Annotated in this window: 20 protein-coding genes; 12 read left to right on the top strand and 8 right to left on the bottom strand. The window is 56.9% G+C overall.

Translation table 11 applies throughout. The features are described 5' to 3' along the window. Positions 1–331: 331 nt before the first annotated feature. The 4 genes from LAO21_15885 (at position 332) to LAO21_15900 (ending at position 3249) form a co-directional block, all read left to right on the top strand. The gene (locus tag LAO21_15885; protein MBZ5554197.1) at positions 332–1102 is read left to right on the top strand and encodes a Crp/Fnr family transcriptional regulator; all 771 of its coding nucleotides are present in this window, start codon (positions 332–334) and stop codon (positions 1100–1102) included. A 159-nt stretch (positions 1103–1261) separates the two neighbouring features. Further along, positions 1262–2599 carry a hypothetical protein gene (locus LAO21_15890; GenBank protein MBZ5554198.1) on the top strand — a complete coding sequence of 446 codons (1338 nt, stop codon included), beginning with the start codon at positions 1262–1264 and terminating at the stop codon, positions 2597–2599. 62 nt (positions 2600–2661) lie between these two features. After that, positions 2662–2880: a hypothetical protein gene (locus LAO21_15895; protein ID MBZ5554199.1), complete on the top strand. Its 219-nt coding sequence runs from the start codon at positions 2662–2664 to the stop codon at positions 2878–2880. Further along, a complete protein-coding gene (locus tag LAO21_15900; GenBank protein ID MBZ5554200.1) occupies positions 2881–3249 on the top strand; it encodes a PQ-loop repeat-containing protein in 369 nt (122 codons plus the stop codon). A 265-nt stretch (positions 3250–3514) separates the two neighbouring features. Here LAO21_15900 and LAO21_15905 read toward each other — a convergent pair whose 3' ends face one another. Continuing rightward, positions 3515–4015 carry a transposase gene (locus tag LAO21_15905; GenBank protein MBZ5554201.1) on the bottom strand — a complete coding sequence of 167 codons (501 nt, stop codon included), beginning with the start codon at positions 4013–4015 and terminating at the stop codon, positions 3515–3517. A 192-nt stretch (positions 4016–4207) separates the two neighbouring features. Between LAO21_15905 and LAO21_15910 the strand changes: the two genes are divergently transcribed. Beyond that, positions 4208–5164, top strand: a complete 957-nt coding sequence (locus LAO21_15910) for an alpha/beta hydrolase (GenBank protein ID MBZ5554202.1) — start codon at positions 4208–4210, stop codon at positions 5162–5164. A 252-nt stretch (positions 5165–5416) separates the two neighbouring features. On the opposite strand, the gene LAO21_15915 is transcribed toward LAO21_15910, so the two are convergent. Together LAO21_15915 and LAO21_15920 are read right to left on the bottom strand one after the other, a co-directional pair. Next, on the bottom strand, positions 5417–5755 hold the full coding sequence (locus LAO21_15915; GenBank protein ID MBZ5554203.1) for a hypothetical protein: 339 nt from the start codon (positions 5753–5755) through the stop codon (positions 5417–5419). A gap of 136 nt (positions 5756–5891) precedes the next feature. Next, a complete protein-coding gene (locus LAO21_15920; GenBank protein MBZ5554204.1) occupies positions 5892–6173 on the bottom strand; it encodes a hypothetical protein in 282 nt (93 codons plus the stop codon). Between the two features lie 288 nt (positions 6174–6461). Here LAO21_15920 and LAO21_15925 point away from each other — a divergent pair, with 288 nt between their 5' ends. From LAO21_15925 to chrA, 3 genes are all read left to right on the top strand, one after another. Further along, complete coding sequence (locus LAO21_15925; GenBank protein ID MBZ5554205.1) at positions 6462–7226, top strand: sulfite exporter TauE/SafE family protein; 765 nt, start codon at positions 6462–6464, stop codon at positions 7224–7226. A 495-nt stretch (positions 7227–7721) separates the two neighbouring features. Beyond that, positions 7722–8168 carry a DoxX family protein gene (locus LAO21_15930; GenBank protein MBZ5554206.1) on the top strand — a complete coding sequence of 149 codons (447 nt, stop codon included), beginning with the start codon at positions 7722–7724 and terminating at the stop codon, positions 8166–8168. After that, positions 8128–9387 carry a chromate efflux transporter gene (chrA, locus tag LAO21_15935; GenBank protein MBZ5554207.1) on the top strand — a complete coding sequence of 420 codons (1260 nt, stop codon included), beginning with the start codon at positions 8128–8130 and terminating at the stop codon, positions 9385–9387. The genes LAO21_15930 and chrA overlap by 41 nt, the downstream gene beginning before the upstream one ends. Before the next feature lie 186 nt (positions 9388–9573). On the opposite strand, the gene LAO21_15940 is transcribed toward chrA, so the two are convergent. Further along, on the bottom strand, positions 9574–9792 hold the full coding sequence (locus tag LAO21_15940; GenBank protein MBZ5554208.1) for a ribbon-helix-helix domain-containing protein: 219 nt from the start codon (positions 9790–9792) through the stop codon (positions 9574–9576). Positions 9793–9940: 148 nt separating this feature from the next. Between LAO21_15940 and LAO21_15945 the strand changes: the two genes are divergently transcribed. The 3 genes from LAO21_15945 to LAO21_15955 all read left to right on the top strand — a co-directional run bounded on the left by LAO21_15945 (position 9941) and on the right by LAO21_15955 (position 11796). Next, the gene (locus tag LAO21_15945) at positions 9941–10234 is read left to right on the top strand and encodes a BrnT family toxin (GenBank protein MBZ5554209.1); all 294 of its coding nucleotides are present in this window, start codon (positions 9941–9943) and stop codon (positions 10232–10234) included. A 345-nt stretch (positions 10235–10579) separates the two neighbouring features. After that, positions 10580–11275, top strand: a complete 696-nt coding sequence (locus LAO21_15950) for an amino acid racemase (GenBank protein MBZ5554210.1) — start codon at positions 10580–10582, stop codon at positions 11273–11275. Positions 11276–11400: 125 nt separating this feature from the next. Next, positions 11401–11796 (top strand): nuclear transport factor 2 family protein, encoded by a 396-nt coding sequence (locus tag LAO21_15955; GenBank protein ID MBZ5554211.1) that lies wholly within the window; start codon positions 11401–11403, stop codon positions 11794–11796. Positions 11797–12576: 780 nt separating this feature from the next. Here the strand turns inward: LAO21_15955 and LAO21_15960 are convergent. The 3 genes from LAO21_15960 to LAO21_15970 form a co-directional block, all read right to left on the bottom strand. After that, positions 12577–13113 carry a hypothetical protein gene (locus tag LAO21_15960; GenBank protein ID MBZ5554212.1) on the bottom strand — a complete coding sequence of 179 codons (537 nt, stop codon included), beginning with the start codon at positions 13111–13113 and terminating at the stop codon, positions 12577–12579. A gap of 1 nt (position 13114) precedes the next feature. Next, entirely contained in the window at positions 13115–13618 is a 504-nt protein-coding gene (locus tag LAO21_15965; GenBank protein MBZ5554213.1) for a heavy metal-responsive transcriptional regulator, read from the bottom strand. Between the two features lie 864 nt (positions 13619–14482). Beyond that, complete coding sequence (locus LAO21_15970) at positions 14483–16912, bottom strand: ABC transporter permease (protein ID MBZ5554214.1); 2430 nt, start codon at positions 16910–16912, stop codon at positions 14483–14485. Positions 16913–17279: 367 nt separating this feature from the next. Here LAO21_15970 and LAO21_15975 point away from each other — a divergent pair, with 367 nt between their 5' ends. Continuing rightward, positions 17280–19694, top strand: coding sequence for an ABC transporter permease (locus LAO21_15975; GenBank protein ID MBZ5554215.1), 2415 nt, complete (start codon positions 17280–17282; stop codon positions 19692–19694). Positions 19695–19877: 183 nt separating this feature from the next. On the opposite strand, the gene LAO21_15980 is transcribed toward LAO21_15975, so the two are convergent. Then, positions 19878–21239 carry an amidohydrolase family protein gene (locus LAO21_15980; protein MBZ5554216.1) on the bottom strand — a complete coding sequence of 454 codons (1362 nt, stop codon included), beginning with the start codon at positions 21237–21239 and terminating at the stop codon, positions 19878–19880. Between the last annotated feature and the right edge of the window lie 58 nt (positions 21240–21297).

Here is a 21297-nt window from a genome sequence, read left to right on the forward strand (position 1 = left end):
GGCGGTGCGTTGCAGGATAATTCTCCAATAAGATTCCATCCGTGGGGGTGCGCCGCGTGGGGGCACGCGGCCTACAACAAATTCAAGAAAGCCTCGTTAAGGCGGGCTTGTCCAGCCTCGTCGTAGCGGGATGGCACCCACTCGATCCGCCACAGGCGATGTGCCGATCAGAAATGTCCAGCCGGGTCTGATGCCCATCGCTTTGACATGCGAATGGAAGATTGCGCGACGATCTCATCTCTCATCACATTTCAGATTGCGCGATTCGGATGATTGACAGGTTGAAAACACAGTGATAGGGTTCGACAAAGTGCCCGGGTGGAGACAGACGATGTCGCAAAAACCTTTGGTGCCGACTTTTGGTGATCACGCTGGGAAGCCGACGGTCTTCGAGCCGAACGATCTGGCTTTTTCTGGTGATGATCTCGCTATCCGTCAAGCGACCGTTTCATCCGCCTTGGCGGGTATTTTTCGCGGCAAGTTTTGTGATGCGATCCTGCCTAACCGGAAGGCGACCACCTTCAAAAAGGGCGACGTCATCTACAATGTGGGAGAGAAGGACAGAATCTTCTTCTTCTTGGTGAGCGGATTTGTCAAACTAGGAACGATTACTGCCGACGGCCACGAACTCATCTACGATGTTCGTAAAGGTGGAGATGTCGTCGGAGAACTCTGTGCATGTCAGCACGAAAGACCGGACAGGGCCGTAGCGCTGGAAGACACCGAGGCCATTCCGGTCCCATACAACGAAGTGATCGAAGTTTTGCGAAAGCAGCCTGACTTGCTGGATCGTTTGGTGGAAGTATTTTGCGGGGCGCTGATCGAAGCCTACGAGCAAGTCAACACCCTGGCGGTGGATGACATCGTTCATCGACTGGTTAAGGCCCTGCTTAAATTGGCCGCGAAGATCGGCCATCGCTCGGGACACATGGTGGACATTCCGACCTATTTCACGCAGGAAGAAATCTCGCAGATTGTGGCAGCTCGCCGGGAAAGGGTTTCAACGGCGCTCAATTTTTTGCGCCGTCGTGGCATGGTGCGCTATTCGAACCACGGCCACCTGACCCTGGACATCAAGGCTCTCGAAAGCTACGGCGGTTGAGGGCCGGTCCGTTTCGACCTATCGCATACTCCTCCCATTAGTTACCCAAGTAACAGACTCGCATTGGCGAGAGTGTTAAATTCTGCCCCGACGGATTCCATCCCGAACGGAAATAAAGGCCGACTTGAGAGTGAAATCCCAAAGGAGGAGGCTCTGGCAATGAATAAGAAATTAGCTTTCTTGATCATCCTTGCTTGTTTCCTGGTCTGCTTTGCCCTCGGATCTCCGCGAGGGAGAGCGGCGCAGAAAGAGAGTGCACAAGTCCCCGGTTTCGATGAAACGATCCTAAAGAATTCGCAACAGATGATGGAGAAGGGGAGACAAATCTTTCGCTATGACACGTTCGGAAGCGAGGCCTTCTGGGGCGATGCCTTACAGCTGCACCGTGCGATTGCAGGCGTAAAGAATGGAGGGGTGGGCGACGGAGTGAGTCCCAAGACCGCCCTGTCCGTCGGCCTGAAGGTCGACGCGGATGCTTTGCCTGATTCGCTCCAGCAACAGCTCAAACAGGGAAAGGTCAACCTCGACGATCCCGCCACGACCTTGGCATTACTAAAGCTCAATGCCGTTGTCGGAGTGACAGGACTTTTTGACACGAAAGGGAATCTTCGCTCGATGGGGATTCAGTGTGCTTTCTGTCATGCTACCGTGGACGACTCGTTGGCGCCGGGAATCGGAAAGCGGTTGGACGGCTGGGCGAATCGCGATTTGAACGTTGGCGCGATCGTTTCCCTGGCCCCTAATCCAAAGCCCTTCACGGACCTGCTTGATATGGATGTCGAGACTCTCAAGAAAGTCCTTGCGAGCTGGGGTCCAGGGTGCTTTGACGCCGAGCTGGACAAGGATGGAAAGGCTCTCCGGCCGGATGGCAAGCGGGCCTGTACTTTGATTCCCCCGGCGTTTGGGCTGGCCGGCGTGAACCTGCATACATGGACGGGGTTCGGCTCTGTAACTTACTGGAATGCGTATGTCGCTGCCACAGAAATGCACGGCTCAGGCACATTCTTCGACGCCCGACTGAACAATCCGGGGCAGTATCCGGTGGCTGCAAAGAGCGGGTCCGGTAACACGCGCGGGATCCCAGATGAAGTCACCTCGAAGCTCGCCGCACTCCACTTTTACCAGCTGGCCATCCCGGCGCCGAAAGCTGTGGATGGCAGCTTCAACAAGAGCGCGGCGGCTCAGGGGAAGGCAATCTTCAACGGCAAAGGAAAATGCTCCGAATGCCACGTCCCGCCGTTATTTACTGAGCCTGGGAACAATCTCCATGCACCCACCGAAATAGGTGTGGATTCCTTTCAGGCGGACCGCTCGCCGACGCACATGTACCGGACCGCTCCGCTGGCCGGTCTCTGGAGCCATGCCAAGGGCGGCTTCTACCATGACGGGCGATTTGCAGCGCTGCGTGATGTGGTCGAACACTATAACCAGTTGTTCAGCTTGAGCCTGAGCGAACAGGAAAAGAAGGACTTGGTCGAATATCTGAAATCGTTGTAGGCGCTTCGAGCTCGCAGGCTGACGGCGGTAGCTTCGCCCGGCAGAATGCGCAATTCACGTTTGTGAGAACCATGACCGCGATGGAGAAATCGCTGCAGATGTGGTCCGGCGAGAGGGGGTTTGTGTACCACCAAATGCTGGGCATGTTCATTGACGGCTTGGCCGCGCCGATTTACTACATCGCGGGTCCTCCCGGCGTGGGGGCGGTCATGCAAGCCTTGCTCGTCGAGGCAGCAATCAGTGAAGCCTCCATTCGGGATGAGGAGTTTGCGGGCTATTGAATGACGAACGTTCCTGAGATCCTGGGCTTTGCCGGGACGGCAGTGGTGGCCAGCGCCTACGTGCCGCAGATTATCCATTTACACAAGGAACATTGCTCCGCCGGCATCAGTCTGAAGGCTTATTCTCTTTGGTGTATCTCCTCTGCCCTGTTTCTGATCCATGCTGTCATGATCCGTGACGCCGTGTTCACCGTCGTCCAGCTGGTCAATCTAATGGCCATCGCCGTCATCCTAATCCTCGCAAAACGATACGGAAGGCATGTGTGCTTGACACATCTCAGAGGCTTGAAGTGGGGCGCAGGACCGAGGGACGCCGCCCAGCAACCGGTTGCACCGAGCGCGGGCAAGATGACGGGCCAAGATTGTTGAGACCAAGCCCCGGCAATTCGCTATCTTGCTGTTGTAGGCCGGGTCCCCCGACCCGGCGACGAGTTGCGATATAATCATCCAAACTGATTCCATCCGTGGGAGGGTGCGCCGCATGGGGGCACGCGGCCTACAACAAATTCAAGAAAGCCTCGTTAGGGCGGGCCTGTCCAGTCCTTCTGTTGTATGCCCGGTCCGCTGACCCGGTGCTTAGCTTCATTCTTTCCCAAGCAATTGGTGTTCCGCCATGACGGGTGGTCGACAACTATCATTTCCCGCCGCGCAATATCTTCACCCCATTCTCGCCATAAACGATTCGACCGCCGTAAGGCCAATCTTCCCGGCGCTCAACCAACCCCGCCCGAACCGGATTTTGGCGTATATACTCCCATTTCTTTGCCTCGCTCTCATCGCGGCGCATGAGGTGGTCAAAGAAGCCCTCTTGCCACTTGAAATTCCTTTGACCCGTCACAGCCTTCAGTGCCTTGATCCATTGACCGAGCGCAGTGCCATGGTGCCCTTGATGGGCAATGAGGTGAAGGTGGTCGGGCATCAACATGTATTGCGTCGGCCACCATTCATAACGTTTCGGGCTGTCGAGCAGGAACGACACCATCCGCTCGTCCATTGGTTTATTCGCCAAAACACAGAGACGCCCTTCCACACAGAGAGTCAGGTAATAGCGTGGGGACGGGTTCCGTGCCCAAACGAACTGAAGTCGACGCAAACGCCTTGGTAGGTTCTTCCGTTGATCACTGCTCTTGTTCATTGGATCCCCCTTGTAGACCGTCGGCCCGGACGGACTGATCCGGCGTGAGTTTCAATTTGATGTTTATTAAAGGGGGGTGCCGCGTGGGACCGGATTTGTACACCCCTGCCGTTGCAGGCCGACAGCCTGTCATATGAAATGATGAGAAGTTGATTCTGAGTTTGGTACAATGCCCGAAACTTGGAGTCACCCATGAAGAAGCGCTTGAGCATCCTCAAGGTTTGTGTCTCGCTGGTCGGGATTCTCTTTACCGGTCTCACATTTTACTTGGCCGCAAACTATCTGCATCACGATCTTGAGACGCGGGAGTTGAACGATGCGATGAGGAAGGCAGCCGGCGGGAGTTTTGTGCGCTTGTCCGACGGCTATGTGCACTACGAACTGGCGGGACCTGACAGCGCGCGAACCCTTGTTCTGGTCCATGGGTTTTCGGTCCCCTATTACCTCTGGGACCAGAACTTCAACGCCCTGGTCGCCGCGGGATTCCGCGTTCTGCGCTACGATCTCTATGGTCGCGGTTATTCGGACCGGCCGGACGGGGTTTACGACGCGGAGCTCTTTGACCGTCAATTGGTCGAGTTGCTCGCGGCCCTGAAGATTCAGCAACCCGTCGATTTGGTGGGCGCCTCAATGGGCGGGGCGATCATCATCACCTTTGCGGACCGGCACCCTGGGCTGGTGCGCAGTATCTCTCTGTTGGATCCGGCCTATCTGGCTGGGAGAAAGCTGCCGTTCCCGGTCCGGGCGCCATTGGTTGGTGAGTACATCATGGCCGTCACCTTCGCCCCTTCATTGCCCGCTTCCCAGATGGATGACTTCGCCCATCCCGAACGGTTTCCCGATTATGTGGAGAAGTACCGGCCTCAGATGCAATACAAGGGATTCCGACATGCCATCCTGTCCACAATCCGTCATTACCTGACCCGTGATGATACGGATGAATACCGCCGCGTCGGAGAGAGTCATAAGCCGGTGCTACTGGTCTGGGGCAAGCTCGACACAGATGTCCCCTTTGCCGTCAGCGAAAAGGTATTGCAGGCCATTCCACAGGCGGAGTTTCACCCCATCGAAGATTCGGCACACGTCCCGTACTATGAGGACCCTGAGATTGTGAATCCCATCCTCATCAACTTTCTAAAAAGGAACTAAGCGGATGATGGGAAGGCGGGGGCGAAGACGGTGAGATCCCAATTGCGCGATTCATACAGTCCCAATGTGTGGGACTCCGTGTCAAAAAGCCATTAGAAATCCAGGATAGCAGGAGAACAGAAGTGCTCTTTCCGGGAATCATCGCTCCCCGTTCGGGGGGAGCGACGGTCATATCCACAGGCGCCTCTTAATTCCTGGCTTCCTAATTGAGATGATCCTGTGACCCTCAGGGCCCCGTGGTGCGGCGATGCGTCATTGATCCTGACGCTGGACAGATTGCGCCAGCTCTTTTCTGGCCACCTCAATAAAAGAATCGGCTTCCCGTGGCCCCACCTTTTCGGCTAAAAAGTCCATCGCGTCCAATACATTATACTTGGGCGGCTTTGCTTCGCGGTCAAACAGCGATTTGTACATGGTAATCTTGGGAGTGCCTTGAGTCTGCTTTTCCCATTTTCCGACTGCCTGCTCTCCGACCAGATGGATAAGTTTGAGGACGTAATGACCAAATCCAATGCTGTTGATCTCACAATCTTCTTCATAACATCCCTGGAAAATCCCCATCCAATCCGCCATCTTTCCGGAGATCTTCACTTTTCCATGACTGACACTCTTCCAAGGCATTTTCCCTCCAAGTGTTTCAAGGTATAGGTGAGATAAAGAATGATCTTCGAAAGGCCCCTTCGTGATGCACCCGGTTCAGTGATAAATTTGGCAATGAATGTCCACTTCAATACCCAACGGCAGGTGCCTGGCTTCGCGGGTTTTCGTTAACTTCCCGGTGCAGTTTTTCGATGAGATCAAAAAACTCGTCATGGGAGCAATACACATGAATCCTTTCTGAAGTGTCTCCGGGCATGGGCGCCGTCAGACAAATCACTCCCCGAAAGGACGCCCGGAGTTCGCCCTCGCGCGAGCGAACGATTTCCAAGTCGCTACAGTGGAATTTTCGTGATTCATCCTGGGCACTATCATTTCCACCAATCCTGACGATCTCTCTGATCTTCGACACAAGGATTTCAGGTCTGGTCAGCACACTTACCATGAGGCTCCTTTGTCGAACCAGTCGACAATCTCTTGCCTTCTCTGCGGGAATTCTGCAGATTCAAGGACCAGGCAGGGATACCCTTGGGTTGCGATCCCGGACCACTTGAAGCAGCCAGTGGATATTCACTATACAGCGAATAAGGGGTTTTGTCTGCTTTATTACGTCCCAAGGAGTTTGGCATGGCTCGCAGTTCGTGTATAGTACGTAATTCTCAAAGACCCAATGACCCGTGATGAGAAAAGGACGTAGAGCATCATGAGTGGACCGGAGTATGTGCTGGTGGGGTTGGCGGCAGTCGCAGGGGGTGCCGTGAACGCACTCGCGGGAGGGGGAACGCTCATTACATTTCCAATGCTCACAGCAGTCGGTGTGCCGACGGTGGCGGCCAATGTCACTAACACCGTGGCGCTCTGCCCCGGATACCTGGGGGCGACCTTTGCACAAAAAAACGACCTTCTTGGACAAAAACAGCGGCTCTGGATGCTCCTCCCTACCGGTGTTCTCGGAGGGATTGCCGGTGGCATTCTGCTTCTGCACACCAGTGAGCAGATGTTTCGTTCTCTGGTGCCGTTCCTGATCCTGCTCGCGGCCGGTCTCCTCGCGGTTCAAGACCCTCTCCGCGCCTGGATTCTGCGCCGCATGGAGCATGCAGCACATGCCACGGCCCACGAGAAATGGACGATCCTGCCGGTCATTCCGGCCGCTATTTACGGAGGTTATTTCGGCGCCGGCGTGAGTGTGATCGTGCTGGCCGTCCTCGGCCTTGTGCTGGACGATTCGCTGACACGCCTCAATGCTTTGAAACAAGCCATCTCATTCAGCATCAACATTGCAGCAGCCACCTTTTTTTTGTTTTCCGGACAGGTCGTGTGGTGGGTGGCGCTGGTGATGGCAGCGGGGGCGCTGGCGGGTGGGGTCCTCGGCGGCCGATTGGCGGGACGGATTCGGCCCGCCGTGCTCCGATGGATCGTCGTTACCCTGGGGGTCGTCGTTTCCGTGATCTACTTCATTCGGTAAGCGACCTCATGGATGGGAGGAATACATGGAAATCTCCGAGTTCAGCCGGGGGATCTCGTCTGTCCTGCTCAACAGCACCCCGATTTATCGGGGTGGAACGACCCTCGATAAATCAGCTGGAACCGTTTCAACGGTTTAGCGAGATTGGGCAAGCTGAATCGGGAGAAGAGCGGCAGCCACGCCCTTTCAGGGTCGGAGGTGGCAAGGAGAGGAAACCGATGAATCGGTTGAAGAAATGGAAGGGGTGAACAGTCGACACCCCGATGAATCGGGGTGCTGTTATGACTCCATTGGGCTGTAACGTTGGAAGCTTCTTGAAGGAGCTTGAGAATACTATTGACAAGAGGCGGAAGCGCTTCGGATAGAGTACCCTGCCACTGAAATCAAACATTAAGAACCGTGACAGACAATTCCGGCAATTGGATCCAGTTTTTTCAAAAAATGAAATAAGATGGGAGCCCTGCAGTTTGACTGGAGCCAAGGAGGTCTTCGAAGATGATCGGAGAGAAGATGTTGCCAAGCGGAACTCCGGCGGCGACATGGATCGTCCGCCTGCTGGTGGGGGGCGTTTTCTTTCTTGAGGGAGTGAAGAAGTTTTTCTTTGCGGACCAGTGGGGCGCCGGCCGCTTCGCACGGATCGGAATTCCGGCCCCCCACATCATGGGCCCCTTCGTGGGTGTCATTGAGATCGTATGCGGTTTGTTCTTGCTGGTGGGACTGTTGACCCGGCTGGCGTCCATTCCTCTCATCCTTGACATCTCCGTGGCCATCGCGTCGACCAAGGTCCCCATCTTCCTCAAGAGTGGTTTTTGGCCGATGGAAGCCGAAGCGCGAACCGACTACTCGATGCTGCTGGGTTCCATCTTTCTCTTAATCGTGGGTGCAGGCGCCTGGTCCCTCGATGCGTGGCTGGCCTCAAGGCGAGAACGCGGGAAAGGCTGATACGGCCGTGCCCGAACTGTCGCATTCACATTCTGCTCGAGAAACCGCGCCCCTGCGTGAGCTCGCTGCATTCTTCCTGCGGCTGGGCACGACCGCCTTTGGAGGCCCTGCGGCTCATGTGGCCCTGATGGAAGACGAGTTGGTGCGGCGGCGCGCGTGGCTTTCCCGTGACAAATTTTTGGACCTGCTGGGCGCGAGCAATCTCATCCCGGGACCAAGTTCCAGCGAATTGGCGATTCACATCGGTTACCAGCAGGCGGGGTGGCGGGGACTCCTGGTCGCAGGCAGTTGCTTCATTCTCCCCGCTGCCGCGATGGTTGCGGCCCTCGCCTGGGCCTACGTCCATTTCGGTAGGCTGCCCGCCATGGCGGCGCTGCTTTACGGGGTCAAGCCCGTGGTCATTGCGGTCATCCTCCAAGCCTTGTGGGGGCTGGGACGGACCGCCATGAAAACCAAGCTTCTTGTCGTGATCGGCCTTTTCTCTGTCGCGCTGAGTCTTTATGGAATGCACCCCCTTTTGCTGCTCCTGATGGCAGGCTCTGCGATGGTGCTGGTTCACTGGTTGAAGCGCATGCTTAAGGAAGGTAGTTTGTGTTCTCTTGCGCCTCTTGCGGCGATACAAAGTCTTGCTCGGACTTTTTCCCCCATCGCAAAAGGGGTGGCGGGGACGGTTGCCAAGATGGTCCCGTTTGGTCTCGGAGCACTGTTTCTCGTCTTCCTGAAGATGGGAGCGGTGGTCTTCGGGAGCGGTTATGTGCTGCTGGCATTCCTCCGCGCCGACTTCGTGACACAACGCGGGTGGCTCACGGACCACCAACTTGTCGACGCCATCGCCATTGGCCAGGTGACTCCGGGACCTGTTTTTACCACGGCTACGTTTATCGGCTATGTGCTCGGCGGCCTGAGAGGAGCCGTCGTGGCGACCGTCGGAATCTTCCTGCCGGCCTTCCTGCTGGTGGCCGTGAGCGGACCGCTTGTGCCGCGTCTGCGCCAGTCTCAGCTCGCGGGAGCATTCCTTGATGGTGTCAATGTCGCGTCACTCGCACTGATGGCGGCGGTTACATGGCAACTGGGGAGAGCGTCCCTCGTCGATCTCGACACGGTGCTGCTGGCCGTGGCGTCTTTGCTCGCGCTCCTGCGTTTCCGGTTGAACTCCGCGTGGCTGGTGCTCATGGGGGGATTTGTTGGAATACTCCTCCACCTTGTGCGGGGTCACTAGGGATGATGATCTAATAGCGTGGATCGTGCAGGCTAGTTCTTGGGCTGATATTTGTGGAGAAGAGACCAAGAACCTCGTGGGTCAACAATGGTCAATGGGGTTCGGAGAGGACATGCCTGAAAACGTCAGAACACAAGCCACGGGTTGCGTACGCACTCACCAGGACGTTGGTATCCAGGAATACCCTCACGACACTTTTCGCGAAATGTCCTCTTCCGTTAGATAGCCCCGGGCCTCGGCGAAGGGTAAGATCTTCCGACGCAGGTGTCCAAAACGGAGCAGGGACAGCTGCCGCCGAATGGCATCACGAACCAAGTCACTTCGGTTCCTTCCGGTCTCCTTGCAGACTCGGTCGAGCAGTTGTTCAAGATCCTCATCGAGGCGGATGGTAATAGCAGGTCTCATGCCATACAATGTATTACACGCCGTGAGGATAGACAAGTTTCTTCATGGAAATGCGGTAGCAATCCCGTGCTAGCACCCGATCCCCCCAAAAGATTGTGGGCGGGTGACGCACCGCTGCCACACCGCCGAGCAAAAGACAGGAAATGGGATGGCTCTTCAATTCGAATGGGACTCCAAGAAGGCGGAATTGAACAGCAGAAAACATGGTGTGTCATTCGAAGAGGCGATGACATCATTCGGCGATTCCCTCTCGTTAACGATTCCGGATCCCATGCACTCGCATGGAGAGAAACGGTGGGTGCTCGCCGGGTTATCTAAGCGAGGTCGGTTGCTCGTTGTTGTCCACGTCGAGCGTGGCGACAGGGTTCGAATCATCAGCGCACGCCAGGCAACGCCCAAAGAAAAGAAAGCGTATGAAGGCGGAACATATGAAAAAAGGTAAACGCACCTCTCGAGTGACCGAGATGCGCGCAGAATACGACTTCTCGGGTGGTGAACGCGGAAAATATTCGAAGCGATATGAGGAAGGGACTAACATCATCATTCTCGATCCCGATGTCGCGGAACTATTTCCTGATTCAAAGGCCGTGAATGAGGCTCTCCGAGCCTTGAGCAGGATCGCCGCTCGTCAAAGGCATAAGGCTCCCAGAAGAGGGTGATGCCTGCAGATGTGCTCTACCAAGGCATGCAGCTTCATTCAAGAGAGGGGTCGCATGTGCGCTTATGACGCCAGATCGGTGCTGCGTCCGCATCAGGATCGGGAAGCCCTCCCAATGGGGTGTCGAGTATGAAGACCGTTGGCATTATTGGCGGTATTGCTCCGGGATCCACCATCGAATATTACCGTTTGATCATCGCCTCTTACCGCGACCGGAGACGTGATGGGAGTTATCCTCCGATTTTAATCAACAGCATCGACATGAAGAGGATGCTGGATTTGATCAAGTCCGATAATTTGCCGGGAGTCACTGAGTATCTGCTGGGTGAACTGAAGAAGCTGGCACAGGCTGGGGCGGATCTGGGTTTGCTGGCTTCCAATACCCCACACATCGTCTTTGAGGAGCTTCAACGGCAATCCCCCATCCCTTTAGTCAGTATTGTGGAGGCCACCTGCGACGCCGCCCGCGCCCGGGGGATCCGGAAAGCCGGCCTGTTCGGTACGCGATTCACCATGCAAGGTCGATTCTACAGCGATGTTCTCTCCAGGGAGGGGATCACACTTGTCGTACCCGACGTGGAGGAGCAGGATTATATTCACGAAAAATACATGAACGAATTGGTTCTTGGCGTCTTCCGGGATCACACTCGGGAACGCTTGCTCAAGATCGTGGACCGGTTGAAGGAGCAGGAAGGCATTCAAGGCTTGATTCTGGGCGGAACGGAGTTGCCATTGATCCTGCGCGATATGACATACAATGCAATCCCTTTCCTGGATACCACTAAAATTCATGTGGATCGTGTTGTGGCCTTGATGCTGTCGTAGGGGGTCACCTCGCCTGCGCGTCGCTCCGAGAGGTCGGGATGCCTCGGCGCCTGTTCCGCCGCTGAACATTCACCTCAGCTGAGAGCCGTAGAAGGATCGGGATAAAGAGAGGAGAACGTGGGGACATGAACGCTGAAGCGGAATCACTTGCAGCAGAGGATCGGTTCTTCGACGCCCTGCTCGAAGGCGACACGGAAGTCCTGGACCAGGTCTTGGCCGACGATTTCATCCTCATCGATGTCATGACCGGATCGGAGATTCCCAAGCCATCACTGCTCGCCGTCATTGGAGCAGGACAGCTCAGGTTCGACATTATCGAGCGTGCCGGGCATCTTGTGCGCATCTATCAGACGACCGCCGTGATCACAGGCCGAACGCGAATAAAGGGAAGGTTTGCGAACGCTTCCTTTGCCACGAGCAGCCGGTACACCCACGTTTATGTGGAGCAGCCAGGTGGATGGCGCCTCGTCGCGGCCCAGGGAACGCCGATCGCAGCGGGGCCTGAACTCCCCACGGCCTGAAGCCCCGCTGTAACTGCCCCCGGTTCGTTCATCGCAGACCTTGAAATCATTTATGGCTTTTCAACAGAATCTGTGGCGGCCACGGGAAAGAAAAATCTATCATTAGGAAGCCAGGAACACAGGAAGTAAGAAGCCTTCACCCTGAACAGATTGTGATTGTCCCGCCAGGCGGCTAGCCCTACCGGAAACCCTGCTCTGGGCCCGAAGGGCCCTCAGCGTGTAGCCCCGCCTGACGCTCCGCGTTCTGTGCGGAGCGAGGGTGGGGACAGCATGAGAAAATGACATGGCCTCAGGCCCGTCGGGCCGAAAGACTGTAGCCCCGTCTGAGCCTCGCGCTTTTTCCTTTTGCGGGGCGAGGGCGGGGTACCGGTTCCCCAATGATGTCCGAGCCCCGCTTGCGGGGCGAAAGAATCTGTTGAGTGGATCTTCGGACAACCCTACAATAATTTCCTGCCACGTTCCTCTCCGCAATGCTTTCTCTCCGCTCCCCGTTACCCTTCTCGTTTCTCAAGTTAGTGGAGCCCAACTCCACCGGCCAGATTCACGAAGCGATATCGGGACACTGGAGGTTTTCTTGACAGCGGGGGCGCCCTCGGAGGATCTCTTTTCCGCAAGAGAGGAAGAACTCTTTCCGAGTGCAAGACATCAAATAGGACAGCCGGTATACTTGGATCTGAAAACACCGTTTCGCCCCACAAAAAGAAGAAGCGCGGGGCTCAGACAGGGCTATGCGCCGCGGCGCAACAGCCCTTCGGGCCTAAAGCGACTGCCTCCTCGAATCTACTGAACCTTCAAGGAATCCCCCGTCTGGTGTTCGGTAATCTGATATTTCAGAAATTCATGAACAGCGGCAAGGCCCTCGGGGTTTGCAGTTGAGATTCGCACGCGCCCACCATTTTTTATCTCTTCATACTTATAGTCGATCTCAGTCTTCAACCGCTTCAACGTCTCAACGCCGGATGGCGCCTGGGCATGGACCGCAAAAGGAATTGAGAAATCCCCTTCTCTAAACATCTTGGCGATGTGGGTCAAATGCATCCGGATCTGATCGCGGCTCGCGGTATCTTGGGGGTCCTTGGCTTCCACCTGAATAACACCACCACCGGCCAGCAAGGTGAAATGATGGATGGTCTTCGCCTGATCAAAACCCATGGCGTGGTTGCCGCGCGCGTTCATCTCTTCCATGTGTTTTTGGTGCATCGAACTATTCTCCATGCCCGGCTTCGACTCCTCCGGCTTTTGCGCCCAAACCTGAACGACAGCCACGAGGGCCATCGCAATCACCCAGATCAAGAAGCTATGTGGTTTGCGGATCATCTTATTGTTTTCTCCTTTTGGAATTCTGCAACATTAAGAAGGTTGAACGGGACGCGCCGAGCGGCCGGATTTTTTTCTTCGCCGTTAGAGTCTCCAGAAGGTAGGCGCGCCTGGTGGGTGTCTTGGCCAGCCGCCGGTCCCAATCCTTTAAGAGAGTGCGAAACTCACGGCGCAGTATTCGCATCTCCCGAAACCGCTGCTCGATTTCGGAGAGTTTCCTCGCGGCCAGGTCCCGGGCCTGCCGACACGGCGCACCTCCCCGATCCCGGACATTCAGGATTCGGGCCAACTCATCGAGAGTAAATCCAAGGGCCAGGGCACGCCGAACGAGGCGCACGCGTTCCAACACCGATGCCGGAAATCGGCGATACCTGTTAGGGAGGCGAATGGGTTTAGCCAACACACCCTTTCGCTCATAATGCCGCAAGATGTCGGGACTCACCCCAACGGCTCTCGCCAGTTCACCAATGCTGAAGAACCCGGTCCGAGTCGACGGTCCTGTCATGCCCGCATTATAAAGGTTGGAATCGATTCCAGGGTCAATTGATTTTTTGCAAGGCAGGTTCCGGGCTCAGTCAAGAAAAAATAGGCCTGAATTCCGAAGTGAAGGGGGTCAATCAAGCGTTAGGCTCTTCCATTGAATTCGATTGGGATGGACTGAAGAAACGATGGAATTGTTCCGCCCTTGAAGGGACCGGAGAAAGAGGGAGAGACGTCTGACTCTGTTCTGCCAGTTTATGCTATTCGAGCAAGGCGGCCGATGCTCTAGGCCCGGATGGCTCTTGCGCTCCGGCGCTTAGCCCCGCGCCAGAGATCCCCTTTAGGCCCGGAGGGCTCTCAGACTGTGGCCCCGCCTGAGCCCCGCGCTTCATTTTTTTGCGGGGCGAGGGCGGGGTATTCATGAGAGAAATCGTGAGAGCCCCCTTGCATGGCGAAACAATGTCCTCATGTCCAAGTGTGCTTGGCGTCCTATTCGAGGCCTTGCACTCGGAAAGAATTCGTCAACTTTTGCGGAAACGAGACCATCCGAGGGCGCTTCGACTGCCAGGAAAACTTCGAGTGTCCCGATGTCGCTTCGTGAATCCAACCGGTGGAGTTGGGCTCCTCTCATTTGTGAAGCGAGAAGGGCAACGGGAAGTGGAGAGAAAGCATTGCGGAGTGGAACATGCCTGGGAGTTATTGCGTGGTTGTCCGAAGATTCATTCGGCATATTCTTTCGCCCCCCAAGCGGGGCTCGGATGTCATTGGGGAGAACGGTACCCCACCCTCGCTCCGCCCGGCACAGAACGCGGGACGGAGCTTCTGGTGGGGCTACAATCTGACGTCCCTCCGGGCCTATTCAGACTTCATTTCACTAGGGCTTGTGGGTTCATTCACACCGCAGCGCCACGATCGGATCGATCCGGGTAGCGCGCCGGGCCGGCAGGTAACTGGCCACCAGGGCTACTGCCAGGAGGAGCAGCGCCATGATGGAAAAGGTGGCGGGATCGGTTGCGCTCACCCCATACAATAAACCCGCCATCAGACGTGTCAGGGCGAAGGCTCCCATAAATCCGACAGACAGCCCGATCAAAGCCAGCTTCAGCCCCTGGCCCACCACCAGCTTGAGAACATCGTGGGATCGTGCCCCCAGCGCCATGCGAACACCCACCTCATGAGTGCGGCGTGAAACCGAATAGCTTATCACCCCGTAGATGCCCACCGCCGCCAGGACGAGCGCAACGGCAGCGAATACACCCAGCAGGAGCAGGTGGAAGTGTGGTTGCGCATTGGATTCAGCCACGACTTGGTCCATCGTTTGGACCTCGGAAAGGGTCACGTTTCTATCGAGCGACCAGATTCCGTTCTTAAGGGCGGGCGCCAGGGCAGCCGGGTCTCCTGTCGTGCGCACGACCAGAGTCAGGTATGCGAATGGAGATGCCGAATTCTCCAGCAGTGCCCGATTTTGAAGGAATGGGAGATAGATCTCACTCTCGGGAATCCCCGCCCAGTCCTGTTGCTTAACGTTCTTTACAACTCCAACAATGGTGACCCACGAAGGGATTTTGGATGGATCATCGAAGGTAACGCGCTTCCCGATGGGGTCCTCCCCGGGAAAGCATTCGTGGACCAACTGTTCATTGACCACGACCACTCCGGGAGCGCTCAGGATGTCGTCCGCAGTGAGGTCGCGGCCGCGCAGAATGGGGATATTCATGGTGTGAAAGTAGCCCGGCAGAACCACTCGGTAGACGGCAGTCGGCGCTTCGCCGGGGCGCGCCAACGGTCTCCCCTCAATCGAAAAGGGCCACCCCCAGAGATCACCTGCTATCGGGAGGTGGTTGATGACGCTGGCGGACTCCACCCCGGGCAGGGCCCGAATCCTTTGAAGCGCCTCCTGGTAGAAGGTGGCCCGCCGGTGAGGTTCTGTTTCCTGCGAGCCGGCAACAGAAACCACCATCGTCATGAGATGGTGCGGATTGAATCCGGGGTCGATCGCCTGAAGCGCAAAGAAGCTGCGAATCATCAGCCCGGCGCCCGCCAGCAGCATCAGCGCCAGGGCAAACTCAGAAGTCACCAGGAGGCTGCGCAGGCTGCTGTGGCGAGTCCCTTCAATCGATCCTCGGCCACCTTCCTTGAGTGATTCGCTCATAGGGAGCGTGGATGCCTGCATGGCGGGGGCAAGGCCGAAACCGACACCGGTCAACAACACGCTGCCGAAAAGGAAAACGAGGACCCGGCCGTCGAGCCCGATGGTGTCGACCCGCGGGATGATCACCGGGCTGAGTCTGACCACAACCCGGATGCCCCATATCGCAAGCAGTAAGCCCACACCGCCTCCCATGAACGCGAGCATGAGGCTTTCGACCAGGAACTGCCTGACCATCCGAAATCGACCGGCCCCCAGTGCCGTCCGGATGGCAAATTCCTTCTGGCGCTCAGCGGCTCGTGCCAGGAGCATGTGGGCGACGTTGGCGCAGGCGATCAGCAGAACGAAACCCACGGCACTGAGCAGCACGAGGAGCGCCGGTCGGATGCCCCCCACCACCTTCTCCTTCAAGGGGAGAACAGTCACGTCCCGGTTCGTCCCCGGAAATTCCTTTTCAAGCCGGCCAGTAATGGTGGCCATCTCACTCCGCGCCTGCTCCAGCGTGACGCCGGATTTGAGGCGGGCAAACACACGGAGGCTGTTGCCGCTCCGGTTCGTGACTCGATTACCTAAGGCCAGCGGAGCCCAAAGTTCAGCTTTCGTGGCCCAAAAGGGGGCAAACATAAAGTCGCGCGGCATGACACCGACGACAGTATAGGACTCGCCGTCGAGCGCCAGGCTCTGGCCGAGGACCTTCGGGTCACCAGAAAAACGCCGTTGCCACAGGCCATAGCTGAGGACGACGACACGCTCTTTTCCGCGCTCCTCCTCTTCCGTGATAAAGACACGTCCCATCCGCGGTGCAACACCCAATGCGGGGAGCAGATCCGAAGTCACCTTCAGGGCCCACAGACGTTCCGGTTGATCAAGACCGGTCAGGTTGGGAGTCCAGTATTCTGCCGCTCCCATGGCTTCGAAAGAGTGATTCTGGCTTCTCCAATCGACAAAATTTGCGGCTGCCACGGGATTGTGCCCCTGATGCAGGATCACGACCAACTGATCGGCATCTCTGTAAGAGAGGGGCCTCAGCAGGACCGCGTTGACCACGCTGAAGATCGCAGTGTTCGCCCCCAACCCCAAGGCCAGGGTGATAATTGCAACAGCAGCAAATCCCGGTTTCCTTTGGAGCATCCGGAAGCTGAACTGAATATCATGCCAGAGAGTGTCCATGATCGACCCCACGCCACTCGGCGCATTTGAAAATTTCGAGCCGGGTGAATGAATTGTCAGACCTAATCTCTACGACATTAGACTTCGAAAATCAAAAAAGGTATCTGTCACTCAAGACAAAACTCCCTCGAAGAGGCTGCCTTCTCCATGATCGCAAAAAGAGGGGCGAAATAGATTGTGGAAAGCACGAGAACGGTCAGCCTTTCGAAGGCGAGGCCATTCTCGGTTTCGGACAAGAGCGTCCCAGAATCGGACAGTCCCTGTCAGGCAAAGGGTGCCGCGGCTTATGAATATCATGTTTGCAAAGGGCTTTCGTTCCACCTGAATGGACGTGAAAGTGCTCTAACAAAGGCGGAGGGCTGCGTCAATGCAAATACTCCTACAAGACCTTCGTTATGGCTTGCGGTTGCTGATCAAGAGCCCGGGCTTCACTGCGGTTGCCGTCCTGACGTTGGCACTGGGGATCGGCGCCAACACCGCCATCTTCAGCGTGGTTCGTGCAGCCCTTCTGACTCCGGTACCCATTCCCGAGCCGGATCGAGTGGTGATGGTGTGGACGGAGAATCCCTCGCGCGGCTGGCACAATGTGCCTGCTTCCGGGCCGGATTACATGGACTGGAAAAACGAGAGCGGGGTGTTTTCAAAACTGGCGGCCTTTGAAGATGAAGGCTTCAGTCTCCGCCTGGCAGACCGGACCGAGCGTGTGCCGGGGGTTCGAGCAACTGCTGAGTTGCTTGAAATTTCGGGGGCGAAAACGCAGCTAGGCCGGATCTTTCAGCCCCAGGATCAAGATCCGGGCCATGAAGCCGTCGTTATCCTGACCGATGGCCTATGGCGATCCCATTTGGGGAGCGACCCCAATATTCTGGGAAAAACCATCGTGCTTAATGGAGCGCCCCGGACCGTCATCGGCGTGCTGACGAAGGATTTCGTTAACCTGGAAGAAGAGCAGATTTATGCGCCCATGGTTTTCTCGGGACCTCGTGACACCGAACGTGGCAGTCGTCACCTGGGAGTGATGGGACGGCTTCGCCCGGGCTTGAGTCTCGAGGCGGCGCAGCAGCGGATGGTGGAGTTCACTCGCCGCATGGAGCAGCAGTTTCCCCGGGAGTGGGGAGGAGGCGTCGTCCGGCTGCAGCCGGTTGAAGCGGCCTATGTGGAAGACATCGAGGTTTTGCTGTGGATTCTTTTTGGGGTCGTGGGCTTGGTCCTGTTGATTGCCTGTGTCAATGTGGCAAACCTTTCGTTGGCGCGCAGCACCGGGCGCCAGAAGGAGATGGCGATTCGCACGGCCCTGGGGGCGAGCCGCAACGGGCTCGTCCGGCAGCTGCTGACGGAGAGCGTGCTCCTGGCTGTTCTGGGAGGTCTCCTGGGAATTTTGCCGGCCCTCTGGGGGATCGATTTCATCACTTCATTCGGCCTTGGCAGCCTGCCCAACCTCAAACTGATCCGGCTCGATGGAGGCGTTCTTCTTTTCACATTGTTTATTTCAATGGCGACGGGTGTCCTGTTTGGGTTGGTGCCTGCCATGCAGGTCTGGAAGACCAACTTGAACGAGGCCCTGAAGGAGTCGACCACAACCCTGAGTGGGGGTGCGCGCCATCGCATGGGACGTGTCCTGGTTGCCGGCGAAGTCGCATTGACGTTCGTGCTCCTGATTGTGGCCGGGGTCATGCTTAGAACCTTCCTGCGGGTGCGCTCAGCCTATCCGGGATATGACTCTCGCAGTGTGCTGACCCTCAATATTGCACTTTCGGATCGTCAATACCCAACCCCGCAAAAGCAGGTCGCTTTTTTCGATGCGGTCTTGGAGCGGATCCGGGCGCTTCCGGGGGTTCAGAGCGTCGGGGCTTGCGACGCCCTTCCTCCCAGCGATGATGTCCATGGATCCGCCCTCCACATTGAAGGCCGCCCGGAGTCTCGACTGACCAAGCAACCGATCGTCCTCCATGATGCCGTCACGCCGGACTATTTCAAGTCGATGCAAATTCCCCTTTTGCACGGAAGACTCATCGACGAAAGAGACCAGATCGACACGGTCCTGGTGGCCCTGGTGGATGAATGGACGGCCAAACAGAATTGGCCCAACGAGGATCCCCTGGGCAAAAGGTTCAGATTGGAGGAGAAGGATCCTTGGCGGGAAATCGTGGGAGTGGTCGGCGACGTGAAGCGCCCCGTCCTCACTTTCCTCGTGAAAGGTCAGTTGGGCCAGGTCTATTACCCGCTCACCCAGGATTCGAAGACCACGATGTCACTCGCGGTTCGCACCGTTGGCGATCCCGCGGGCCTGGCGCCAGCCGTGCGAGAGGTGGTACGGGGTGTGGATGCGGACCAGCCCGTGTTTAAGGTGCAGAGCCTGAATACGGCGCGGGCGGCCAGCATCGCGTCCCAGCGTCTGGCTGCCTTGCTTCTGGGCAGCTTTGCGACCGTGGCATTGCTCCTGGCGGTGATTGGGATTTACGGTGTGGTGTCATTCAGCGTCGGCCAACGGACAAGGGAGATCGGCATTCGCATGGCCCTCGGAGCAGAACGGGGGACGATTTTGAAGCTGGTCTTAAGACAAGGCGGGATTCTCATGCTGGCCGGCTTGGGAATCGGTCTGGCGGGTGGGGTTGCCTTGACGCGACTTCTGTCTCACTTGCCTTTCGGAGTGCGTCCAGCGGACGTCGCGACTTTTGCCGCGGCCGCTCTGGTGTTGGCAGGCGCGGCGCTGCTTGCCATCTATTTTCCTGCCCGCCGCGCCACCCGAGTCGATCCCCTGGTGGCGTTGCGGTATGAGTGAACCGCTGGCTTGCACGAGGATTTACGCCGACAGTACAAACGTTGGAAATTACGTTACATGGGGTTATGTAGAATCTTCGCGGTAGGGGCGCATAGCTATGCGCCCCTACGTTGATTCATGCACGATTTTGAAACATTTTCAATGACCATTGTATTAGGTACATCGGAGGTTCCACGATTTTCCTTACCGTGTCCACCTGCCATTGGGCGTTCTGACCGGACCGGGGTGGAAGAATTTTTCCGGCACCATCACGACATCCCTCTTGAAAACCATGCCGTTCTTCATCACGAATTGAACAGATCGCAAGGCGTCGACGTCGGCGAGCGGGTCGCCCGAGACAGCGATCAGATCGGCGAAGAAGCCCGGCTTGATCGGCCCGCGCTCTTGAATGATATCGGCGGCCTTGTAGCCGTTGATGGTCATGGCTCGCAGGATGTCAGCTGTGGGAATGCCAGCCTCTTTCCACGTCTTGAGGAACTCAATCGTCAGATCACCGCGGCTGAGCCACTCGCCGGTCTTTTCGTCTTTCATCCGGTCATTCCAATAATCGAAGTCGGTCGAGAAGGTCAGCGGCACCTTCTTTTCCCAGGCGTCACGAAGGAGTGCAACCGTTTTTTTGAAGGCCGGCTCGCTCCCACGGTAAGGGGTGAACGGTGTATCGGTGCCAGTCAGGAATATCCCCTTCTCGGCCATTTGTCGGTGGTGTTCAGGGGTCAACGCATCGCCGTGGGCGATGATGTAGATGCCGGCGTCGATGGCCCGCTGTGCTCCGTCGGGAGTTTGCACGTGTCCCTCGACCTTGCAGCCGCCTTTCGCGGCTTCCCGGATGGCCAGCTTAATGTCCTCCACCGAATAGCCCCACGGCTTGCAGTCGATGCACAGCTTGATCGTTCTCGCTCCAAACAGCATGTTTTCCCGGACTGCGCGGACGATTTCGTCGGGGCTGTTGGCGTCGATGTATTCGGGGAACATGATGTTGTGGTACTTGTACATTTCCGGCGTCGGCCAGAACTGTCCGCCCGTGCTGCCGATCATCGGCCCCGAAGGGATCACGGTGGGCCCGGGCAGCCAACCCTGCTCGATCGCCTGACGCAGGGCCGTGTCGGTGTAAAGCGCGTTGTTCCCGACGTCGCGGACGACGGTGAAGCCGGAGTTGAGAAGCTGAATGGCGTTGGAGGCCGCCTGGATGGCCCGCAAGGGCGATGAATCGGTAATGTAGGTGAGGTAATAATAATCGTTCTCCGGCCGCTCTTTGTATGTCAGCGCCATGTGCGTGTGTGCATCGACGAGGCCGGGAAGCACCGTGAGCTTTGACAGGTCAATGACCGTCGCGCCCGCGGGGATCGAGAGATTTGGACCGACGGCCTTGATTTTTTCGCCTTCGACGAGGATCACCTGATTGATGGACGCCGTGCCGGTCTCGGGATCAATGAGACGGCCGGCCTTGATGGCGGTGATCGGCGCGGCTTTCGGTTGTGCCTGCGCAACAACAACACCAATCAACAGGATTGACAGGGTGTACAGGAATATCCAAGAACGCTTCATTAGATTGACCTCCTTAAGACCAATTTATGACTCCACTCGGGTGCGGGTGCCGCAGGCA

Source organism: Terriglobia bacterium (genome assembly GCA_020073085.1).
Lineage (GTDB): Bacteria > Acidobacteriota > Terriglobia > JAIQFV01 > JAIQFV01 > JAIQFV01.